Origin of the sequence: Staphylococcus sp. EG-SA-18, from assembly GCF_017151825.1 — a bacterium.
Lineage (GTDB): Bacteria > Bacillota > Bacilli > Staphylococcales > Staphylococcaceae > Staphylococcus > Staphylococcus aureus.
This window is the reverse complement of record NZ_JACYVY010000022.1, coordinates 121,768-143,649: the sequence shown is the minus strand read 5'-3', so window position 1 is coordinate 143,649 and position 21,882 is coordinate 121,768. Positions and strand designations below refer to the sequence as shown.

Sequence of the window (21,882 nt, the reverse complement as noted above, 5' to 3'; positions counted from 1 at the left end):
AACGAACATACCCATAGATTAAAAAATTTTTTCATGGTATCACTCCTACACTATTAGCAGAATGTGGCTCCACCGGTTAGACCACCGCCGACAGCACCACCAACAGCTCCAACTACGCCTCCACTAACTGTCCCAATTACTGGAATAGTAACTGTTCCTACTCCTGCACCTGCAAGACCTAAAGTAGTGCCTCCTGTCACTGCGCCACCCGCTATACCAGAAACGCATTTCCCTACTCCACGTTCTTTTTGTGTTTTCTGCACATAAAAACCTAATTTACCGTCTTTTTCAAAATAAATTAACGTAACATTTTTACCATTTTTATCTTTTGCAGTTGATGGCAAAATTTCCTTTTTACCAGTCTTTACATCTTTTAGTGTTGCCACTCCGAACTCCTTTTATATAAAGAAAGAATCCCACATATACTCAAAAGGCATACTAGAGTTCTCTACATAATCTATAGACTCATTTTAACCATTTACAATATACAAGTAAATAAATCAAATAAACCTTTTCGTTTTTAGTAAGTTTTTATTTCTCCGAAAAATTTTATTAAACGATATGCATGATTTCAATCTAGATTGATTTTTCAACTACTTACCGAGCTTTCCATAAACTATGTCGTTTTCTTACATATGTTTCAATCTTCGACCAATCTCAAAGATAGATTGATCGAAGATGTTGAAGTCGTGTTTCACGACGCCACATTTACGATTAACATATCTAGTTATCCAAATTCCTCTTCCACTGTAACAGTGGCGTTTCCCAGCGCATAATAATCTCTAACAATCTTAATAGATTTAAATAAATTAACGACTCTTAACAGTTAAGAATAATATTCTGACACTTATGCAAAACAATTAAATTTAATAGCAATCTCTTCTAAACTATTTTATGAACGGGATGGCAATATGGTAATCAAGTTCATGTGAAAAATTTATTAGTTACTGGCTACACAACTGGAATTTTGAAAATCATAGGGCAAATGTTACTTGCTGTAGCAATTTTTTCACTAACTATTTATTTTGCTTATATAATGGAATCTTTACTTTTTGGGTTCTTACAAACAGTCACTTCATTAGTACTTTTAATATGTTCACTTGTATTAGCTTGGACTTCTTTCATAGTTACATTACTTTTAATAATTGTGTTAAGTGGCATTTTCTATTTTGGTGAAAACGATTAATTAAATTATTAAATGCTAGTTATACGAATTAGGACCTTTCACTCACTTTGTTTTTTTAATGATTATTTACTTATATTTCAAACATTTGGTTTTGCAAATTCACTATTAAAGGAGATAAATGTATAATGAAAATCACAAAAGCTATTGGTTCACTAGTCTTGACTGCCGTTTTATTAACGTCTGTTTCACCTTTAACTAACGCAAATGAAATACAGACAAACAATACAAAAACTGCTCACCAAAGTTATGAAAATATAAATGGTGTGAAAATTAATCGCAATCCTAACTTGCCAATGAATCCAGAAGCACAACAACGAATTGGCGGAACAAAAGTAGTTAAAACTGCTATAAAGCTAATTATTAATAATAGGGGCAAAGCAAAAAATGTCATACAACAAGTTGGTGGCAAAAAAGCTGCAACTATTTTTGATAAAGGGTATTCAGGTATTGTAAAAGAATTGAAACCATTGCTAAAATGGTCAGAAGTACCAGCTAACGCTGTCGGTGATGCAGTTAAACGAGGCGCAATAAATGCCGGTCTAAGTAAAAGTGATGCTGGAATAATCTCAACTGTAGTCAAAGAAGCCATTGCATGGTTATTCTAAAATGTTAAAGGAGTGTTTCATATGCTTGAAGATAACGGCGATATCAGATTGCTATATCAATCAATAGAAGAACTTGCTTCAGTTTTGGGTCAAAGTCAATTCGAAACTAAAACTGTCAGCTTAATATTTGTACAAATGGACTTAAGATATAGTGTTTTCGAAAAAGTGCAAACTGATTTTATGAAGTATTTAGCACATAAAAATTCTGATGAAATAAAATATATAGACTTAATCAAAATAATAGAAAATGCATTACCTGAAGATAAAGAACTTAGTATCAATGTGATTAATTCCATTATTATTGGTTTCGCTAATAACTATTACCCAATATTGCAAAGTTTAGTACCGGAAATACAAAGTAGTTATGGCATAACCATAAATAAAAATTTCAATATAGATAGTATAGATTTTTAAATACTATTTAATAAGAATAGGAAACCGATCCCAGGACATAAAATCCAAATCGTAGGCTCTACAATCTTATATTGGTAGTAGTTGACTGCGGAGCCCCAACATAAAGAAATTGGTACGCCAATTTCTACAGATATAACTCCCATCATTTCATCACATGATGTTGCCCATACCAATCGCACCAAAAAAGGCTAGAAACCGCGTAATAACGGTACTTCTAGCCTATCATTTGCTATATATAATTATTCCCACTCGATGACAAGAGTACTTTTCGTTAATTTGTACCAGTTTATAACTATTGATATATCAAGATTTTCAATGCTCTATACTTCTCAACAGTTCATGTCACTGCATAATTTACGTATTCATTGCCTACAACGTATGAGATGATATATCAAATCAACTCTACAAGGTTGTAAAATATCAACATTGAAAGCAAGGTACATTTACTCATTATTTGTGGCGGATAAAAGATAAATGCTTTTTATTACTCCTATAAAATAAACCGACCATATTATAATTCAACATTTTTATAAATATAGTGTTATTTGAAAATCTTTCTAACTACAACACAGGGCATTATTCAGCATAAAAAGACAATCACTTAGTTATTAGTGTGCGCTATTTTTTATTTAGTTATTTTAAAGTAAGAAAGGTTATTTTCAATAACTCCTAACCTAGAAAGTTTAATAAAGTTATGTTCTGAACATTTATTCTCTATCTTAGTTAGAGTCTCATTCCATTCAATAATATTATTTTCTGGCATACTCATAAATATTTTCTTCATAGCTAATAAAAATGTAACTAACCTTTGCTGATATTTATACTTTTCTATATTTACATACATTTCCTCATCACTATGATGTTTTGCACAGGTGTTTGTAAAATTAATTCCATAAATTATATCTGTGTGAGCTATTCTATTTCTCAAAAACCTGATACTATTCAACCATGCACACAATAACTTTTCTGGAAGTTTTATGCTTATACCAGTATTTTTTTCTATTAAATTTTCAATTCGCTTACTTACTTTATTTCTATAAGTTGGTAATGTAGTTCTATAAAAAGTAGACAAATCTCCAAAACTAAAATTTTGGAATAAAACCCAAGCTGGTATAATATTGTATTTTTTAATATTATGTTTAACGTTATCGTTACTTTTCTTTTTTTCTATAGCTCTCCAAAAAACATTTTGTAACCTATTGAACTCTTTTAGCTTTTTGGCAGAATATTTATACTCATCATTAACTTTCTCAAAATATAAATCTTTATCTAAATAGAACAGTGTCGAAGGCTTGTTATTATACTCAATTTCTAACATATATACTTCTAAAATAATATTTCTTATATGAGTTTCCAACATATTTACTAAACTAAATAATTGTTTCAATAAATATCTATCAAATTTATAAAGTATATATACTTCATCAAAATTTTTCGGCTCATCTTTACCAAATTCATTATACATAAAATGCTTCAAATTATAATAGCCAACACTATGTAAAAGCTCCACACATTTTTCTTTTGACTTAATTTCAGGAAAATATAAATTTTTAGTTTCTAATTTATATAACATTTGTTCTATTGTAAAGGGAGTGGGTATTTCACTTTTAGGAGCATCGTTTAGTGTCTCAAAAGTTACTTTTAAATTATCATACTCTTTAACGTCGATTACTTTTTCTTTATACATTATGCCTTCTAATTCTTTTAAGTTAATTTCAAGTGATTTATCCATAACTATAAATTCTCCTATTACAAAAAAAAGGCCAACTGTGTTTCGCATTGCTAAGAGGCGTTAGTTGACTTCTAATAAATTAATATTAATCTAAGGGGTGTCAATTGTCAATTGTAATTCAATCATTCTTGTCTTCTCAAACCTCACTAAATCATCAATAAATATAGGTTCTAACATAATCAGATTTACCTTATCGCCAAATATTCTATGATAACGACCACTTTCTTTTATGTAGTACAAAAGATATTTATTTAAAACTCTTGTCTCTTAGTAACAAATAAATTTTCTCTCACTCCTCTAACGGATATCATCTACAATCATTGTATGACTAGGATTGTCGTTAAATACTTCTTCTACATTTTTGTCTAACTTCTCATCATCTCCGTCTCAAAATATAAGAAAGAGATGATTCCCATTATTTCACGTCATGATGTTGCCCATGCCAAGCACACCAAAAAGGCTGGAAACCGCATAGTAACGGTAACTCCAGCCTATCATTTGCTATATATAATTATTCCCACTCAATTGTGCTTGGTGGTTTTGATGTAATGTCATAGACTACGCGGTTGACGTGATCTACTTCGTTTACGATACGACTAGAAATCTTTTGTAAGACTTCCCAATCGATGCGTGCGAAGTCACTTGTCATACCGTCGATAGATGTTACTGCACGAATACCTACTGTGTGATCATACGTACGGTAGTCTCCCATAACACCTACTGATTGAATGTTTGGTAACACTGTGAAGTATTGCCAAATTTCTCTTTCAAGACCTTCTTCTCTAATCACTTGGCGTAAAATCGCGTCTGATTCTCTAACGATTTCTAGTTTATCTTCAGTAATTTCTCCAAGTACACGAATACCAAGACCAGGTCCTGGGAATGGTTGTCTCCACACTAAATGTTCTGGAATACCTAATTCAATACCTAATTTACGTACTTCATCTTTAAACAATGTATTGATTGGTTCGATTAATTCGAATTCCATGTCTTCTGGTAATCCACCAACATTGTGATGTGATTTGATTGTTTGTGCTGTCTTGGTACCTGATTCGATAACGTCTGTATAAAGTGTTCCTTGCGCAAGGAAGTCTACACCTTTCAGTTTTGATGCTTCATCATCAAATACATATACAAATTCATTACCAATGATTTTACGTTTTTGTTCAGGATCTGAAACACCTTTTAATTTATTCATAAAACGATCTTTCGCATTAACACGAATAATATTCATGTTGAACCCTTCACCGAATTGTTCCATAACCATGTCGCCTTCACCTTTACGAAGTAAGCCATGGTCTACAAAGATACATGTTAGTTGATCCCCAATTGCTTTATGCAATAATACAGCAACAACAGATGAATCTACGCCACCACTCATCGCACATAATACACGACGGTCGCCTACGCGTTGACGAATCTTTTCAATTTCAATTTCGATAAAGTTTTCCATTGTCCATTGACCTTTACACTCACAAACACGACGTACGAAGTTGTTTAACAAATCATTACCATATTCTGTATGACGTACTTCTGGATGGAATTGAACACCATAAATGCGACGTTTCTTATCTTCGATTGCTGCATAGTCTGTACTTGGGCTATCAGCGATAACTTCAAAGCCTTCTGGAATTTCAATAACTTTATCAGAATGACTCATCCAAACAGTTTGTTCTGCTGGTAAGCCAGCGAATAACTCATCTGACTTCGCATTAATGATTGCTTTACCGTATTCACGTTCATTGGCACGCTCAACTTTACCACCTAGTAATTTAGTAGTTAATTGCATGCCGTAACAAATACCAAGTACTGGAATTCCTAAATTATATATTTCCGGATCAATTGTAAATGAACCTTCTTCATAAACTGAATTTGGACCACCTGATAAGATAATACCTTTTGGATTCATTTTCTTAATTTCTTTAATTGAAATTTCATGATCGTGTAATTCACTATAAACGCCCATTTCACGAATTCGGCGTGTAATTAATTGGTTGTATTGGCTACCAAAGTCTAAGACAAGGATTAACTCTTGTTCTTTTGCCATTTCCATATTTGTCGTTCTCCTTTATCTTAATTAGAATGAGTAGTTCGGTGATTCTTTCGTAATTTGAATATTATGTGGGTGACTTTCTGCTAAACCAGCAGGGCCCATACGTGTGAATTGTGCTTCTTCGCGTAATTCTCTTAAATCGTGTGAACCAGTATAACCCATACCAGCACGCACACCGCCCATTAATTGGTAAATTGTATCTTGTAACGCACCTTTATATGCCGTACGTCCTTCGATACCTTCAGGAACAAATTTCTTAGGCGCTTTGTCTTCTTGGAAGTAACGGTCGTTTGAACCTTTTTCCATCGCACCTAAAGAGCCCATACCGCGGTATACTTTATATTGTCTACCTTGGAAAATTTCTGTTGCGCCTGGGCTTTCTTCAGTACCTGCTAATAAGCTACCTAACATAACCGCATGTCCACCAGCAGCTAATGCTTTAATGATATCTCCTGAGAATTTAATACCACCATCAGCAATGATAGCTTTACCATGTTTGCGTGCTTCAGTTGCACAATCATAAATTGCTGTAATTTGTGGTACACCAACACCTGCTACAACACGCGTCGTACAAATTGAACCTGGGCCAATACCAACTTTAACAATATCTGCACCCGCTTCAAATAAATCTTTTGTTGCTTCTGCAGTTGCTACGTTACCAGCTACTAATGTGATTTCTGGGTAAGTCTTCTTAATATGTTTCACTTGATCGATAACGCCTTTAGAGTGACCATGTGCTGTATCGATAACTAAGACATCCACACCTGCTTCGACTAATTTTTGAGCACGAATATCAGTGTCTTTTGAAATACCGATTGCTGCGGCTACAAGTAGACGACCATGTTCATCTTTTGCTGCATTAGGGAATTCGATTACTTTTTCAATATCTTTAATAGTAATAAGACCTTCTAGACGTCCGTCTTTAACTAATGGTAACTTTTCAATCTTATGTTTTTGGAGAATTTTTTCTGCTTCTTCAAGTGTTGTATTCACTGGAGCTGTAATTAAATTTTCTTGCGTCATTACATCTACAATTTTAATCGAGAAGTCTTCAATAAAACGTAAGTCACGGTTTGTTAAAATACCTACTAAGTTGCGATCTTCTTTATTATCAACAATTGGTACACCTGAAATACGGTATTTACCCATTAATGCTTCTGCTTCATAAACGCTTTCTTCTGGCGTTAAGAAAAATGGGTTTGAAATGACACCATTTTCTGAGCGTTTTACTTTTTGAACTTCGTCCGCTTGTTCTTCAACGCCCATATTTTTATGAATAACACCTAAACCACCTTGACGAGCCATAGCAATCGCCATTTTAGATTCAGTTACAGTATCCATACCAGCAGAAATAACTGGAATATTTAATTTAACTTTGTCTGATAATTGTACGCTTAAATCAACGTCTTTCGGTAAAATATCAGATTGTGCTGGAATTAATAACACATCATCAAACGTTAATGATTCTTTTGCAAATTTACTTTCCCACATTAAAAACAGCCTCCATTTTTCAAATTAATTAGTTATATTATTTCACATTTTCTTCCGTTTGTTTATACTTTATTCCATTAAAAAAGAAATTAAGAATAATTGCAGAGATTGCGCCTAAAACAATTCCGTTTTGAGTCAACCATGCAAATTGTTCACCTAAACCTTTAAATGCTTGTGGTACAGCGCTTATACCAGTACCTAATCCTACTGATACAGCGATAATTAATAAATTGTTTTGATTTTTAAAATCGATATGACCTAATATACTAACACCATATGCCATTACCATGCCAAACATAGCTATCATCGCACCACCTAACACAGGTAGCGGTATGATATTTGCTAATGCACCAAGCTTAGGTATACAACCACATATAAGTAATAACACGACCATGCCGTATATAACATTATTTTTCTTAGCGCCGGATAAAGAAACAAGTCCTACATTTTGCGAATAGGCTGTATACGGAAATGAATTGAATATAGAACCTAACACTATCGCTAGACCTTCCGCAGTATAACCTTTACGAAAATCTTTTCTTTCTAACTTCTTACCGGTAATTTCACTTAACGCATGATAGACACCTGTCGACTCAATTAAACTAACGATAGCTACAATAAAGAACACTAACGTCGATGTCACATCAAAGCTAAATCCAGAGAATCTAAACGGCACTGGGATGCCTAACCAACCGGCATGATTGACTTGATTAATATCGACCATCCCAAGTAAGCCAGCACCTATCGTTCCTAAAACGAGTCCAATTAATATGGCAATACTCTTAATAAATCCAGTTGTGAATCTTTGTAAAACAAGAATAATGATTAATGTCATTAAACCTAACAAAATGTTCTTAACATCTCCATAGTCCTTTGCACCTTGACCTCCAGCTAAGTAATTCATTGCTACTGGCATTAAATTGATACCAATGATAGTAACAACACTACCCGTTACTACTGGTGGGAAGAATTTTACAAGATGTGAAAAGAAAGGCGCGATGATAATAACTAATATCCCTGATAAAAATAGCGAACCATAAAGTACATCTATTCCTTTCGTTTGACCAATTAAAATCATGGGCGCAACAGCCGTGAATGTACATCCAAGAACGATTGGTAATCCTGTTCCTGTTACTTTATTGGCTTGTAAAAATGTGGCAACCCCACACATAAATATATCTACTGTAACTAAGTAAGCGATTTGTTCAGGTGTAAACTTCAAACTTGTACCAACAATGATTGGAACTAAGATGGCACCTGCGTACATAGCTAAAAGATGTTGAACACTTAGGATTAAATTTTTCATTATTCTTCTCCCACCAATGTCACTTTGTTTCCTTCTAGTGAAGCAACCTTGCAGAGAGAAGAAACTGTTAAACCTGCTTCTTCTAAACGTTGATGCCCATTTTGGAAACTCTTTTCAACAACAATACCAATACCAGCTGTCTTAGCATTCGCTTGCTGTGCGATATCGTATAATCCTAATGAAGCATCACCATTTGCTAAAAAGTCATCGATGATGAGTACAGTATCTTCTTCTGATAAAAATTCTTTTGAAACAATGACCGTACTTGTTTTATTTTTAGTAAATGAATGAATAGATGTTTCATAATAACCATCCGTCAAAGTGCTAGGTTTTGCTTTTTTCGCAAATAAACATGGCACATCAAAATGCAGTGCAGCCATGATTGCAGGTGCGATACCGGAAGCTTCAATGGTTAAGATTTTAGTAATCCCTTTATCTTTAAATTGCTCGTAAAAAGTGCGACCAACTTCATTCATTAACTTTGCATCAATTTGATGATTTAAAAATCCATCGACTTTTAAAATCTTCTCATCAATGACAACGCCGTCTTCCTTTACTTTTTGTCCTAGTAACTCCACTCTTAAAACCTCCTCAGATTTGTGTGAAACATTTTGCTCTTAAATTGGTGCTAGATACAAAAAAATCCCCAAACTAAATAATAGTTTCAGGGTTTATGAGTGAACGAACATGCATAACGAATTTGTCATGCAATCAATGTAAAAGAAGTTTCATCAAATAAACTGTGACCATCATATAAAATGATATAAATCACCCACCATGGTTACAATTTAATGGCTGAAGCTACTCCTAGTATTGTGTTGTTACTCATAGTCATGTCGTTCAAGGCAACATGGTAGAAACTTCTAAAGCCATATTCTTTAGATTATATGAGTTTATGTAAATTATTTAACGATAATAGCAAATTTTCGGCATTTTTTCAATAACTGCTTAGGTAATCTTTTAATAGTTTTATAAATGTACAGAGACGTTTAATGCGAATGAAGACTTATAACTTAATAATGTAAGGGTTTTACTTTATAATAAGAAGGGTAAAAGATTAAATAAACAAATTTTTAAAGGGGCGACAACTATGGCAGATATTACTGTAGTAAATGACACTGGCGAATTATACAACGTAATCAATCAAAAGAAATCTGAAGGTTATTTAGAATCAGAGCTAACAATTATTAGTAAAAGTAAATTACACCTAAATGACTTACACGACTCTGAAATCTCCCTTATCTCAACAAGTGGAACATTTAGTGATAGAATGACTAAACTGTTAACAGGAGAAGATGGTGAACATGCAGTTTTATCACGTTACAACTTAGCGCCTGATGAATTAGAAAAATATAAACAACTTATTTTAGACGATAAAATGTTAGTTGTAGCGGTTCGTGACAAATCATCACATCAAGAAGTGCATGAAAATAATTCAGCTTATGAAGAGATTGATATTACACATTTTGCTGAAGCATCTAAAGGTCCCAAAGCTTAGTTATCACACTGAATTCAAAATGAGATTACTGTACTGTCTAATTTAAGATAGTACAGTTTTTTATACCATTTAAAAGTTTATGAACAGTCTTTTACAGCAGGCGATTATGCTATAATATTATTTAAATTGGGGAGGTGTTCTTATGGAATTTAAAACCATTCAATCTGTCAAAGATCCACATTACAACGAAGCACTTAAACTTTACGATACTAAGTTAAATTTATCTTTAACTGAAGATAAACGTATCATCAAACGCTCATTAGAAAACAACAAAACCGAAAACGATTATGTCTTTATCGTAGGCTTAGAAAACGATGTTGTTGTCAGTCTAGCAACTGCACATTATGAAGCCACAACCAATTCAGCATTTTTAATTTATTTATTCGCAAAAGACCTACCCAACCATGATGAGTTAATGACGCAAACATTACATCAAATTGAACATGAACTAAACTTATTATCAAACCTTGTTCATTCTAGAAGTATTAACTTTTTAATGATGGAAGTCCCTAAAGAACCTGCAGATTTAACACAAGATAATGGACTCATTATTGAACACCGTAGACAGTTTTTATACGAACATCAATTTGAAAGACAAACTGAAATTGATTACATTCATCCAACTAATGATGGTCACACTAAAAAAGTGGACTTATTTTTAAAGAAAAATATTAAACTGACAAAGGATATCTACGGTACAAGTGTTAAATCAAATTATATTTTGAAGTATGTATTTGCAAATGGTATCGCACGTGAAATTATTTATGCTTTATTAGAAGAAATGGATTTACGTAAACCATTTTAAACAAACTTGAAATCACTAACAATAACGTTTAAACTATGTATGAAGCAAGACTGACGTTTCACTGCCCGTAGACAAACGTCAGTATACATAAAGCATATGCAGAAAGGACTTTAAAGTATGTTAACTAAAGAATTTGCACAACGCGTAGAACTAAGTGAGAAGCAAGTCCGTAAAATTGTTCAACATTTAGAAGAACGTGGTTACCAACTAAGCAAGACTGAATATCGTGGTCGTGAAGCAACTGATTTCAAAGAAGAAGATATCGAGCTTTTCAAAGACATTGCCGACAAAGTAAAACAAACAAATAGTTATGATCTAGCGTTTGATGAATTAGAAAAAGAAAAAGACTTCCTGCAAGTCATTGTCAAAAACGATGACAAAAACTTACCTACTAATCAAAATGTCGCTCAATTAGTAGAAGATTTACGCCTAGAAATCCAGAAAATGCGCGAAGAACGTCACCTACTTGGTCAAATGATGAATCAAGTACATCAGCAACAACAAGAATTAAAAGAACTTCAAAATCAACTTACATCTAAAATCGATTCAAATAGCGAATCCTTAAAAGCTATCCAAACATCACAAGAGGCTATCCAAGAAGCACAAGCATCTCAAGCTAAAGTATTGGCTGAATCAACAAATAAAGTTGAAAAGAATGCTGTTACTGAAGATAAAGCTGACAGTAAAGATTCGAAGGTTGCTGGAGTGAATACGTCAACAGACGCTAAGACGGATACTAAAGCAGACAATGCAGGCGATGGCACTACTACTAAAGTAGATAAAGAGGATCAAATTTCTGCAACTGAAGCAATTGAAAAAGCCAGCGTTGAGCAGTCTAAAAATGGCAATGCAGCTGAGACTTCAAATAAAGAAGCTACAATAGATGCAGAAGCGCAACATGATGCTGAACAACAAGTAGCAGAAGCCCATGCAGAAGCTTCTAAACAAGCTACTTCGAACGATTCATTGGAAGCGAAAGCAGAAAATGACAGCACAGCTTCACAGTCTGAAATGTCAGAACCAAAACCTCAAGAAGAGAAAAAAGGTTTCTTCGCACGTTTATTCAACTTGTAGGGAGTGGGACAGAAATGATATTTTCGCAAAATTTATTTCGTCGTCCCACCCCAACTTGCATTGTCTGTAGAAATCGGGAATCCAATTTCTCTTTGTTGGGGCCCCGCCGGCAAGGTTGACTAGAATTGAAAAAAGCTTGTTACAAGCGCATTTTCGTTCAGTCAACTACTGCCAATATAACTTCGTAGAGCATAGAACATTGATTTATGTCCCAGCCTGTAATACTCAATAATATATAGCTTTGATTTAAAAACTGATCTTTTATAAAACTATAGAACTGTAATTTACTTTCAAATTTAATACTCAATTCATAAAACCTGAAACAAGCTGATATACTCCTTTCAATATCTACTTTGAAGAGAGCATATCAAACTAATTTGTTTCAGGTTTTTTAATTATTCATTATGATTAATATTGAATTTTGAATAAATTTTTGTAGTATGTTACTTTTAAATGGGATGGCTTCTGTGTATTCCTAAATTAATTCATCTTATAAGCCCATTCAATTTAAATGTTTGGCTGTGTTAGTAACTGACGAATCGCACAAGGGCACACTCATATTCACATTTTCTACAAACGCCTTTTTGCTCAAACAAAAATATTTGTTTTACGGTAGCTTTTGAACTACCACCTGCACACACGAACCCTCAAAAGATGCTAATTTTGATTCGACAGAATTTTTTACAACGTGTTTGTTCGAAGTGTCTTTTCAAGGTTGATCATTTATTATCTTTTTATTCAATAAATATGAGGTTAGCAATTTTTATTAAACCGCCATAGCCACATCTCGATTCAAGGATACATTTGTTTTCTCATATCTTATCTCTCATGACAGTACACGATATATATCTTTTCCAAATATTCATCACTTTTTTCCCGTTAAAATCATTTCTATTATTAACGCTGTAATGACAACTTATTTAATTTATTGCGTTTAATTCCCTGCTTCATTTTCAAATATCAACTTTAATCGACTAGGTCATAACACTATTAACCCTTTTCACCTTTCTCTACTAAATTCAAAACGATTTGTTTACAAATTCCCTTATGCCAACGGTCGAATTTCATCATGTTTACATTTAATTGCAAATGCCCTCTTGAAATATTTTAAAATTAATATTATTCTTAGCATACTAGTCGGAATTATATTCAAAAATTTGAGGAGTGACGTTCATGAATGCTTTTCTTACACTGATTAATATTATTGTATTGGTGATTTTCATCGTAATATTGCACATGATGGCTCGCAAACATATATCTTTTGCGAAACGTGTGTTTACAGCTTTAGGTATCGGCATTGTATTTGGCGTGTTATTACATCTTGTCTATGGAACACATTCGAATGTTATTACATCAACAAGTGACTGGTTCAACATTGTCGGACAAGGTTACGTTGCATTGTTGCAAATGATTGTGATGCCTTTAATTTTCATTTCTATTGTCGCTGCATTCACTAAAATTCAAATCGGAGAAAAGTTTGCTAAAATTGGTAGTCTCATTTTTATCTTTTTAATTGGCACTGTCACCATTGCTGCAATTGTTGGTGTTGTTTATGCCTTGGTGTTTGGTTTAGATGCATCAACAATTAACCTTGGTAACGCTGAACAAGCGCGTGGAAGCGAAATTGCTAAACAAGCGAAAGATTTAACAGCACATACGTTACCACAACAAATTTTGGAATTATTGCCTAAAAATCCATTCTTAGATTTCACTGGACAACGTGCAACTTCCACGATTGCTGTCGTGATATTTGCTTCGTTTATAGGATTTGCTTATTTACGCGTAGCACGCAAACAACCTGATCATGGTGAATTGCTTAAGCGTGCGATTGACGCTATCTATTCACTAGTAATGGCGATTGTGACGTTCGTCTTACGTTTAACGCCATACGGTGTATTAGCAATTATGGCCAACACATTATCGACAAGTGACTTTGGCGCCATTTGGACTTTAGGAAAATTCTTAATCGCATCGTACGCTGCATTAATTACGATGTATATCATTCACTTAATTATTTTAAGCCTGTTAGGTATTAGCCCAATTCGCTATGTTAAAAAGACTTTGGAAGTATTAATCTTTGCATTCACATCACGCTCAAGCGCGGGTGCCTTACCATTGAATGTACAAACACAAACAAGACGTCTAGGCGTGCCAGAAGGTATTGCCAATTTCGCTGCGACATTTGGATTGTCGATTGGACAAAATGGTTGTGCAGGCATTTACCCTGCCATGCTTGCAATTATGGTCGCACCCGTCGCTAATGTAGAAATTGATTTACAATTTATTGTAACGTTAATCGCTGTCGTGATTATTAGTTCATTCGGCGTTGCTGGCGTCGGTGGCGGGGCTACATTTGCATCCATATTGGTGTTGTCAACGTTAAACTTGCCAGTCGCTTTAGCCGGCGTGCTCATCTCCGTTGAACCATTGATTGACATGGGTAGAACAGCATTAAACGTGAACGATTCAATGCTAGCTGGTACAGGTACCGCCAAGTTAACTAAACATTGGGATAAAGATACTTTCGATTCAAATGATAATGCTGCATTAACTTCACACTAATTCATTGCAAGAAATACCCGCCCCCTCTAGCTATACTTATCATTTTAAGCTAGAGGGGGGCGGGTTATTTTGGTATCTTGCTATCGCTGTATTAAGCCTGATTTTTGCAATTGTTCTAACATATCTAATCTTGCTTTGTTTCCTAGGAACATCTCAATTTGCTGCGACCATGTTTCTTTGCGATTCCCGTTTGTACGTTGATTATAGTACTCGCTGATTGTCTGGTCGTAATCTGCCATTTGTGCATACTGTGTTTCCTTATCAGCATGATACTTATTATGATGGAAGACATGGTCAAATGGTAAGCGTGGCTTGGCTGCACCATTTTCGTCATCTGCGGGTTCCCCTACTGCCATACCAAATACCGGGAAGACATAGTCAGGTAAGTCTAAAATTTCTCGAACTCGTTCAACATCATTTCTTAATGATCCTAAAAAGACAATGCCATACCCCATATCTTCAGCAGTTACCGCAATATTTTCGGCAACTAATGCTGCATCGATTGCACCTACTAGCAAACCTTCCGTTGAACCATATGCATTTTCCATATCAGTTTCAGCATGTTGATCAACTAAATGATGACGATAATAATCAATAACAAAGACGAATAAATAGCCATTTTCTACAACATAAGGTTGTCCAGAAACTTCTCGTAAATTTTCTTTAATCTTCTCATCGTCGATACCAATAATTGAGTATGCTTGCAGGAAACTTGACGTCGAAGCGCTTTGTCCAGCTTCTACCAATTTCTTAACAACGTCTTCACTTAAAGGTTTATTCTTAAATTTTCTAACAGAATGATGCTTTTTCACAAGATTATATACATGTTCTGACACGTTACCCACTCCTCGATACTTTACAATTAATTTAAAATCTTCATATTGCAATTGTACACGTCCAAACTTTTTTATAGCAATTATTTGCTTATAAGTTAATAATTGAACTTTTAAAAATATTGTCTCATACTTTAAAAATCCAGTTTCTCACTCATTACCTTCATCCATCTCGAACAAATATTCTCACACCATTATCAATAAGGTTGACTTAGTTGAGAATACAAATCTTCTTTTTTTACATTTTTTACATTAAAATCAAGATATTAAATATAGACACAACCTTTTAAATCATCAACTACAAAATCCATTATCAAAGCACTTTATATTATCTTTCTTTATTTTAAAAGTAATCATTCACTTTACAAAGTTATCCAGTTGACTATTCTGGATCAAAATGTAATAATGCTAACTAAGAGATTAGAATTATTATAATTAAGCACAATCAATTGATAGTTCTAATTCATACTTAAATTCTTAGGAGGAAGATATTTATGTCATTAATTAACAAAGAAATCTTACCATTTACAGCGCAAGCTTTCGATCCAAAAAAAGATCAATTTAAAGAAGTTACACAAGAAGATTTAAAAGGTTCTTGGAGCGTAGTATGCTTCTATCCTGCTGACTTCTCATTCGTTTGTCCAACTGAATTAGAAGACTTACAAAACCAATATGAAGAATTACAAAAATTAGGCGTAAATGTATTCTCAGTATCAACTGATACTCACTTCGTACACAAAGCATGGCATGACCATTCAGATGCAATTAGCAAAATCACTTACACTATGATTGGTGACCCATCACAAACAATCACTCGTAATTTTGATGTATTAGATGAAGCTACTGGTTTAGCTCAACGTGGTACATTCATTATCGACCCAGACGGTGTTGTACAAGCATCTGAAATTAACGCTGACGGAATTGGCCGTGACGCTAGTACATTAGCTCACAAAATCAAAGCAGCTCAATATGTTCGTAAAAACCCTGGCGAAGTATGCCCAGCTAAATGGGAAGAAGGCGCTAAAACATTGCAACCTGGTTTAGATTTAGTAGGTAAAATCTAAGGAGGCATTACAACCATGCTTAATGCTGATTTAAAACAACAACTTAAACAATTATTAGAACTAATGGAGGGCAACGTTGAATTCGTTGCCAGCCTTGGTTCAGATGAAAAATCTAAGGAACTCAAAGAATTATTAACAGAAATTTCTGATATGTCACCTAGACTTTCACTTTCTGAAAAGTCTTTAAAGCGTACACCAAGTTTCTCAGTCAATCGTCCTGGCGAAGAAACAGGTGTAACATTTGCAGGTATTCCATTAGGTCACGAGTTTAACTCACTTGTTTTAGCAATTTTACAGGTTAGTGGTCGTGCACCTAAAGAAAAACAGTCAATCATTGACCAAATTAAAAACTTAGAAGGTTCATTCCATTTTGAAACATTCATTAGTTTAACGTGTCAAAAATGTCCTGATGTCGTTCAAGCACTTAACTTAATGAGTGTGATCAACCCTAACATCACGCATTCTATGATTGATGGTGCAGTGTTCCGTGAAGAATCTGAAAACATCATGGCAGTCCCTGCTGTCTTTTTAAATGGCGAAGAATTTGGCAATGGTCGTATGACAATCCAAGATATTCTTTCGAAACTAGGCAGTACGGCAGATGCATCTGAGTTTGAAAATAAAGAACCTTATGATGTCTTAATCGTTGGTGGTGGTCCTGCTAGTGGTAGTGCAGCGATTTACACAGCACGTAAAGGTTTACGTACTGGTATAGTTGCTGATCGTATCGGTGGCCAAGTTAATGATACTGCTGGTATTGAGAACTTCATTACTGTTAAAGAAACAACTGGTTCTGAATTTTCTTCTAACTTAGCAGCGCACATTGATCAATATGACATTGATGCAATGACAGGTATACGTGCTACAGATATCGAAAAGACTGACGAAGCAATTAAAGTTACGTCAGAAAACGGTGCTGTCTTAGAAAGTAAAACAGTCATTATTGCTACTGGTGCAGGTTGGCGTAAGCTAAACATTCCAGGTGAAGAGCAATTGATTAATAAAGGTGTTGCATTCTGCCCTCACTGTGACGGACCTCTATTTGAAAATAAAGACGTAGCAGTTATCGGTGGCGGTAACTCTGGGGTTGAAGCAGCAATTGACCTTGCTGGTATCGTTAATCATGTTACATTATTCGAATTCGCTAGCGAATTAAAAGCAGACAACGTGTTACAAGATCGTTTACGTTCTTTATCAAATGTTGATATCAAAACAAATGCCAAAACTACTGAAGTTGTCGGAGAAGACCATGTTACAGGTATACGTTACGAAGACATGAGCACCGGCGAAGAACATCTACTTAACTTAGATGGTATCTTTGTTCAAATTGGTTTACTTCCAAACACATCATGGTTAAAAGATGCTGTTGAATTAAACGAACGTGGTGAAATTGTTATTGATCGTAACAATAATACTAACGTACCTGGAATATTTGCTGCTGGCGATGTCACAGATCAGAAGAACAAACAAATTATTATTTCAATGGGCGCTGGTGCAAATGCAGCATTAAATGCCTTTGACTATATTATCAGAAACTAAAGTTTCATTCATTTCACTGACAGTATCTTACATTTGTTAAGATGCTGTTATTTTTTTATCCCGACATAAAATCATGTTATGATAAACTTAATATATACAACGAGGTGTGCAAAAATGCTTGATGTTCATTTTATATACCCAAGAAAATTACAAAACGCATGCGAATATTTTAATTTACCGACCCAAAAAGAAGGATTTGAAGTCACGATGCATGCTTTACGCCCTGAAAATATACATAAAATTTATCATGATATGGATAAGACAGAACAAAAATTTATAGAAACACTTATATCTAATGGTAATCCTGTCACAATTATAAATAAACGCGATGTTAATATTTTAAAGCTAACAAATCATCTAGGTTTTGTTTATCAACTTAACGAAGATGAGTTCTTTGTAAATAATTTCTTTTTAAGATATATCAATTCAGAGGTACTAGATAATGCATATGGTGAATTCGAATCGCTAGATACAATAAACCATATGAATTTAAATGAAGAAGTGTTACGTGTAAGACAACATACGCGCTTAAACGATGTCACATTAGAACATGCTTTACTGTTAAAAACTAATGACGAGCTAAAAACAATATGCAGGCAGTATGGTATCAAAGGATTCTCAAATAAAAACAAACAAAATCTTGTTGAATTAATTATGACAGCATTTTTCAATAATAATCACATCATTGAACAAGTGTTTTCTAATGCTACTCTATTTGAGTTTGATATTCTTTCTAGCATACTTGAAAGTGATGATAACTACCGATTAAACAATGAACTAACTAAATTTGAAAAGCTGCAATTAATAAATTTTGATAACTTTTTAACTATTCATTTTTATTATTATTACGACTTTGAATATGATTGTCTTATTTTGCCAAATGATGTGCGTAAACATATTGAAAATTTCGTGAATCAAGTCGGCAATGGTGATTTTGAGAAAGCTGTAAATCAATTTGTTAATGAGCAAACAATTGAGAATAGTTTAGCAGAGTTTAAAAACGCGTTAGAATTATCATTTATGGAAGACGAAGTTGACTTAGATATGTTACTTGAAGATGAAGATTTTGGTACAACCGATAGCTTAAGAAGTGATGCAATCACTCAATTGATTTCTGAGATTAAGAAAGGATTAATAGATAAAAAAGATATTTTACCTCTTCGTATTATACTTGGTTCTGTAAACTTGTATGGTATTTTATCAACTAATCATCTACTATATCTTTTACAAAGATTTTATGACGCTACTTTTAGTAAAGAAGAGTTACAATATAGCTTAGATACTTTAGCTGGTACTGAGCTATATTATGTTGAAGATGACTTCGTGTTTCATCCTGTGTTATTTGATGTTGTCGAGTCTGAGGCGTCTGGCATTGATATTTCTGATGATGGATATTATGTACCAGCTTCGGTTGAAGAATTAATCTATTATGATAGACATCACTATTTGAAATCTGATCAAGCAATTAAAGAGATCACCAGTTATCTACGCAAACAAATCAATATGAAAAATGATATTGAGAAGGAAAAGTATGTGAACGAAATCATTATGCTTTTACGTACGATACCTACGTCTAAATTGATACAACCAATTATGCAGTTATTTATAGATAATGCTATCCTTAACAACGTTCAAAACGACGCATTATTGATTGAAAAAGCAACTCATGCACGTAATCATTTACGTCTATGGTCATTGCAAGGTCATCGTGACATTCCAAACTAATTCAATGTTACTCTATTAAACATGAATACACATTTTTTCAATTAAAGATAAACTAAGGAGTTATATTACATTATGAAAAAGAGATTACTACTAAGTACATTTTTAGCATCTGCATTAATTCTTACAGGTTGCGCGTCCGATCAATCTGATAACGAAGATCATCACACAAGTACTGGCATCCATGCACCTAAAAGCGCTAAAAAATTAGAAACAAAAGATATCTTTAACTCAGATAAGAAAAATAGTGATATTAGTGATGCAGAGATGAAGCAAGCTATAGAAAAGTATTTGTCTGTAAATAGCGATATACTTGAGAACAAATATATTATGCAACATAAACTAGATAAACAAATTGACAGTCAAACAAAAGTGACTGAAAAACAAGCAGAAACACTTAGCCACTTATCTAACTTAGCTGTTAAAAACGATTTGCATTTCAAGAAATTTGTCACTGAAAACAATATTCCTAAAGAATATAAGAAACCCGTTGAATTAATGATGAATTACTTCAAAGCTTTAAATAGTACAATCGCCAATGTTGATGAAGATATTGAAAAGCTTAGCTATCAACCGCAAAATAAAATCAATGTAGTCGACGTGCCAACAAAATATGCCGGTGATGTTAATAAAAAGCAACAAGATAAAATTAAAGATTTCTTAAAATCTAAAGGTATCAAGAGTGATGTTATCGATAAATAACTGAAAGCCATCATTGCGACATGTAACACATCATTACATGAGCTTTAATTCATGACAATTCTTTATCTTTAAAAGTGACTAATCAATTTAGCTAAAGTCATCATTTGGGCATCAAGCAGCATATTACTGTTTGATGCTTTTTTAATTGCCTTAAATTCACTATCCATCCTAAAATTCCCATTAGTTGACGCATTTGACTATATACCTAACATATTCCATACTTATATTGACTCTATAAACAAAGGATGATCATGATGAAAGTTCGAATTACTTTTATTATTTTAGCAATTTTATCGACGATTGTTTGCTTGTTCTTAACAGCAATGCATCCAACAGGACCAAACACAGTAACTTTTGAACAGCCATATTTATTCACCCTCAACATCATTATAATGGTATTAGTCGCATTACCTTCACTTGTTTTAGCTATATATGATTATATGAGTTTTAGAATTTCTTCTGCTATTTTACAATTTCTAGGGGCTATCTCTTGGTTCTTTTTATCATTGATATTATCGCTCACACAATTTACACCTTTTACATTAGCGTCATTTATAACTTCAATTATTTTGTTCGTAAGCGCAATTATCACATTAGCTATTGGTGGTAAGTCTGTTGATAAGAATGACTTCCATTAAATTCCAAATACAAAAAAGGTTCTGAAGGCAGCTATAAAACACAGCTTTTCAGAACCTCTATACTTCTATTCAATGATATATGGTTTGCAATTTTCAACTTTTAAATCCACAGCTTCTTCCCTTGAAACTTTGTTAAAATAAACCATCAAACAACGAATGACAACTTGATGTGCAACAATGACGATATCATCTTTTTGTGTATCTTCATTGACAACATGATTCATAAAATGTTCGACGCGTTGATATACATCTTCATAACTTTCTCCTTCAGGCGCTTTTTGTGAAAAACTATGACGAAAGTCTTTAAAGTTTGGATCATTGAAATATTTTTCATATTTCGGATTCGCACTGATTTCATCTTTATATTCACCCTCAAATACGCCAAGTGAACGTTCTCTTAATAGAGGCGTAGTCGTTGATGCAATGTCATATGGAAAAATATGTTCAAACGTTTGCTGTGTTCTTAATAAGTCTGAAACATATACATGTTTAATCTGTTTCTCTTTAAAATAATCACATAAATCGTCTGCACTTTTTGTGCCAGTATCCGTTAACGGCACATCTAATTGTCCACAAAAATAAGATCGAAAATGTTTATTATCATAATTCGATTTTGATTCGCCATGTCTAACTAAATAAATCGTCATAATATTACTCC

The 21,882-nt window shown here is 33.6% G+C and carries 19 protein-coding genes, 1 pseudogene and 1 riboswitch; of the genes and pseudogenes, 11 read left to right on the top strand and 9 right to left on the bottom strand.

Annotated features, from left to right (window positions below; genetic code table 11):
* Nucleotides 1–53: 53 nt before the first annotated feature.
* Nucleotides 54–389 (bottom strand): annotated as a pseudogene (locus IDG66_RS07205) (hypothetical protein); the annotation flags it as partial.
* 922 nt (nucleotides 390–1,311) lie between these two features.
* Here IDG66_RS07205 and IDG66_RS07200 point away from each other — a divergent pair.
* Nucleotides 1,312–1,791, top strand: a complete 480-nt coding sequence (locus tag IDG66_RS07200) for a hypothetical protein (protein WP_000704946.1) — start codon at nucleotides 1,312–1,314, stop codon at nucleotides 1,789–1,791.
* 21 nt (nucleotides 1,792–1,812) lie between these two features.
* Nucleotides 1,813–2,205, top strand: coding sequence for a hypothetical protein (locus IDG66_RS07195; protein ID WP_000888757.1), 393 nt, complete (start codon nucleotides 1,813–1,815; stop codon nucleotides 2,203–2,205).
* A gap of 625 nt (nucleotides 2,206–2,830) precedes the next feature.
* Here the strand turns inward: IDG66_RS07195 and IDG66_RS07190 are convergent.
* The 5 genes from IDG66_RS07190 to xpt all read right to left on the bottom strand — a co-directional run bounded on the left by IDG66_RS07190 (nucleotide 2,831) and on the right by xpt (nucleotide 9,365).
* Complete coding sequence (locus IDG66_RS07190) at nucleotides 2,831–3,937, bottom strand: Abi family protein (protein WP_000361524.1); 1,107 nt, start codon at nucleotides 3,935–3,937, stop codon at nucleotides 2,831–2,833.
* A gap of 511 nt (nucleotides 3,938–4,448) precedes the next feature.
* A complete protein-coding gene (guaA, locus tag IDG66_RS07185) occupies nucleotides 4,449–5,990 on the bottom strand; it encodes a glutamine-hydrolyzing GMP synthase (RefSeq protein WP_032099408.1) in 1,542 nt (513 codons plus the stop codon).
* Between the two features lie 24 nt (nucleotides 5,991–6,014).
* Nucleotides 6,015–7,481, bottom strand: coding sequence for an IMP dehydrogenase (guaB, locus tag IDG66_RS07180; protein WP_000264071.1), 1,467 nt, complete (start codon nucleotides 7,479–7,481; stop codon nucleotides 6,015–6,017).
* 37 nt (nucleotides 7,482–7,518) lie between these two features.
* Nucleotides 7,519–8,787, bottom strand: coding sequence for a xanthine permease PbuX (pbuX, locus tag IDG66_RS07175; RefSeq protein WP_000793023.1), 1,269 nt, complete (start codon nucleotides 8,785–8,787; stop codon nucleotides 7,519–7,521).
* Nucleotides 8,787–9,365, bottom strand: coding sequence for a xanthine phosphoribosyltransferase (xpt, locus tag IDG66_RS07170; protein ID WP_000421410.1), 579 nt, complete (start codon nucleotides 9,363–9,365; stop codon nucleotides 8,787–8,789). Before xpt ends, pbuX begins: the two co-directional genes overlap by 1 nt.
* Nucleotides 9,366–9,595: 230 nt before the next feature.
* Nucleotides 9,596–9,698: riboswitch (purine riboswitch) on the bottom strand.
* Between the two features lie 179 nt (nucleotides 9,699–9,877).
* Here xpt and IDG66_RS07165 point away from each other — a divergent pair.
* The 3 genes from IDG66_RS07165 (at nucleotide 9,878) to IDG66_RS07155 (ending at nucleotide 12,164) form a co-directional block, all read left to right on the top strand.
* On the top strand, nucleotides 9,878–10,285 hold the full coding sequence (locus IDG66_RS07165) for a general stress protein (RefSeq protein WP_000763768.1): 408 nt from the start codon (nucleotides 9,878–9,880) through the stop codon (nucleotides 10,283–10,285).
* Nucleotides 10,286–10,427: 142 nt separating this feature from the next.
* Nucleotides 10,428–11,090, top strand: coding sequence for a hypothetical protein (locus IDG66_RS07160; RefSeq protein ID WP_000394698.1), 663 nt, complete (start codon nucleotides 10,428–10,430; stop codon nucleotides 11,088–11,090).
* 117 nt (nucleotides 11,091–11,207) lie between these two features.
* Nucleotides 11,208–12,164: a prolipoprotein diacylglyceryl transferase gene (locus IDG66_RS07155; RefSeq protein ID WP_000956135.1), complete on the top strand. Its 957-nt coding sequence runs from the start codon at nucleotides 11,208–11,210 to the stop codon at nucleotides 12,162–12,164.
* 990 nt (nucleotides 12,165–13,154) lie between these two features.
* Here IDG66_RS07155 and IDG66_RS07150 read toward each other — a convergent pair.
* A complete protein-coding gene (locus tag IDG66_RS07150; RefSeq protein WP_001792089.1) occupies nucleotides 13,155–13,253 on the bottom strand; it encodes a hypothetical protein in 99 nt (32 codons plus the stop codon).
* 84 nt (nucleotides 13,254–13,337) lie between these two features.
* On the opposite strand from IDG66_RS07150, the gene IDG66_RS07145 reads away from it, so the two are divergent.
* On the top strand, nucleotides 13,338–14,726 hold the full coding sequence (locus tag IDG66_RS07145) for an L-cystine transporter (protein ID WP_000991017.1): 1,389 nt from the start codon (nucleotides 13,338–13,340) through the stop codon (nucleotides 14,724–14,726).
* Nucleotides 14,727–14,806: 80 nt separating this feature from the next.
* Here the strand turns inward: IDG66_RS07145 and nfsA are convergent, their stop codons facing one another.
* The gene (gene nfsA, locus IDG66_RS07140) at nucleotides 14,807–15,562 is read right to left on the bottom strand and encodes an oxygen-insensitive NADPH nitroreductase (protein ID WP_001289312.1); all 756 of its coding nucleotides are present in this window, start codon (nucleotides 15,560–15,562) and stop codon (nucleotides 14,807–14,809) included.
* 491 nt (nucleotides 15,563–16,053) lie between these two features.
* Between nfsA and ahpC the strand changes: the two genes are divergently transcribed.
* The 5 genes from ahpC (at nucleotide 16,054) to IDG66_RS07115 (ending at nucleotide 21,224) form a co-directional block, all read left to right on the top strand.
* Nucleotides 16,054–16,623, top strand: coding sequence for an alkyl hydroperoxide reductase subunit C (gene ahpC, locus IDG66_RS07135; RefSeq protein ID WP_000052781.1), 570 nt, complete (start codon nucleotides 16,054–16,056; stop codon nucleotides 16,621–16,623).
* A gap of 15 nt (nucleotides 16,624–16,638) precedes the next feature.
* On the top strand, nucleotides 16,639–18,162 hold the full coding sequence (gene ahpF, locus IDG66_RS07130; protein ID WP_103143680.1) for an alkyl hydroperoxide reductase subunit F: 1,524 nt from the start codon (nucleotides 16,639–16,641) through the stop codon (nucleotides 18,160–18,162).
* Between the two features lie 114 nt (nucleotides 18,163–18,276).
* Complete coding sequence (locus tag IDG66_RS07125; RefSeq protein WP_000887776.1) at nucleotides 18,277–19,887, top strand: hypothetical protein; 1,611 nt, start codon at nucleotides 18,277–18,279, stop codon at nucleotides 19,885–19,887.
* 72 nt (nucleotides 19,888–19,959) lie between these two features.
* Nucleotides 19,960–20,586: an NDxxF motif lipoprotein gene (locus IDG66_RS07120; protein WP_000746680.1), complete on the top strand. Its 627-nt coding sequence runs from the start codon at nucleotides 19,960–19,962 to the stop codon at nucleotides 20,584–20,586.
* 254 nt (nucleotides 20,587–20,840) lie between these two features.
* Entirely contained in the window at nucleotides 20,841–21,224 is a 384-nt protein-coding gene (locus tag IDG66_RS07115; protein ID WP_000868260.1) for a hypothetical protein, read from the top strand.
* 65 nt (nucleotides 21,225–21,289) lie between these two features.
* Here IDG66_RS07115 and IDG66_RS07110 read toward each other — a convergent pair whose 3' ends face one another.
* A complete protein-coding gene (locus IDG66_RS07110) occupies nucleotides 21,290–21,871 on the bottom strand; it encodes a histidine phosphatase family protein (protein ID WP_000158375.1) in 582 nt (193 codons plus the stop codon).
* Nucleotides 21,872–21,882 lie beyond the last annotated feature (11 nt).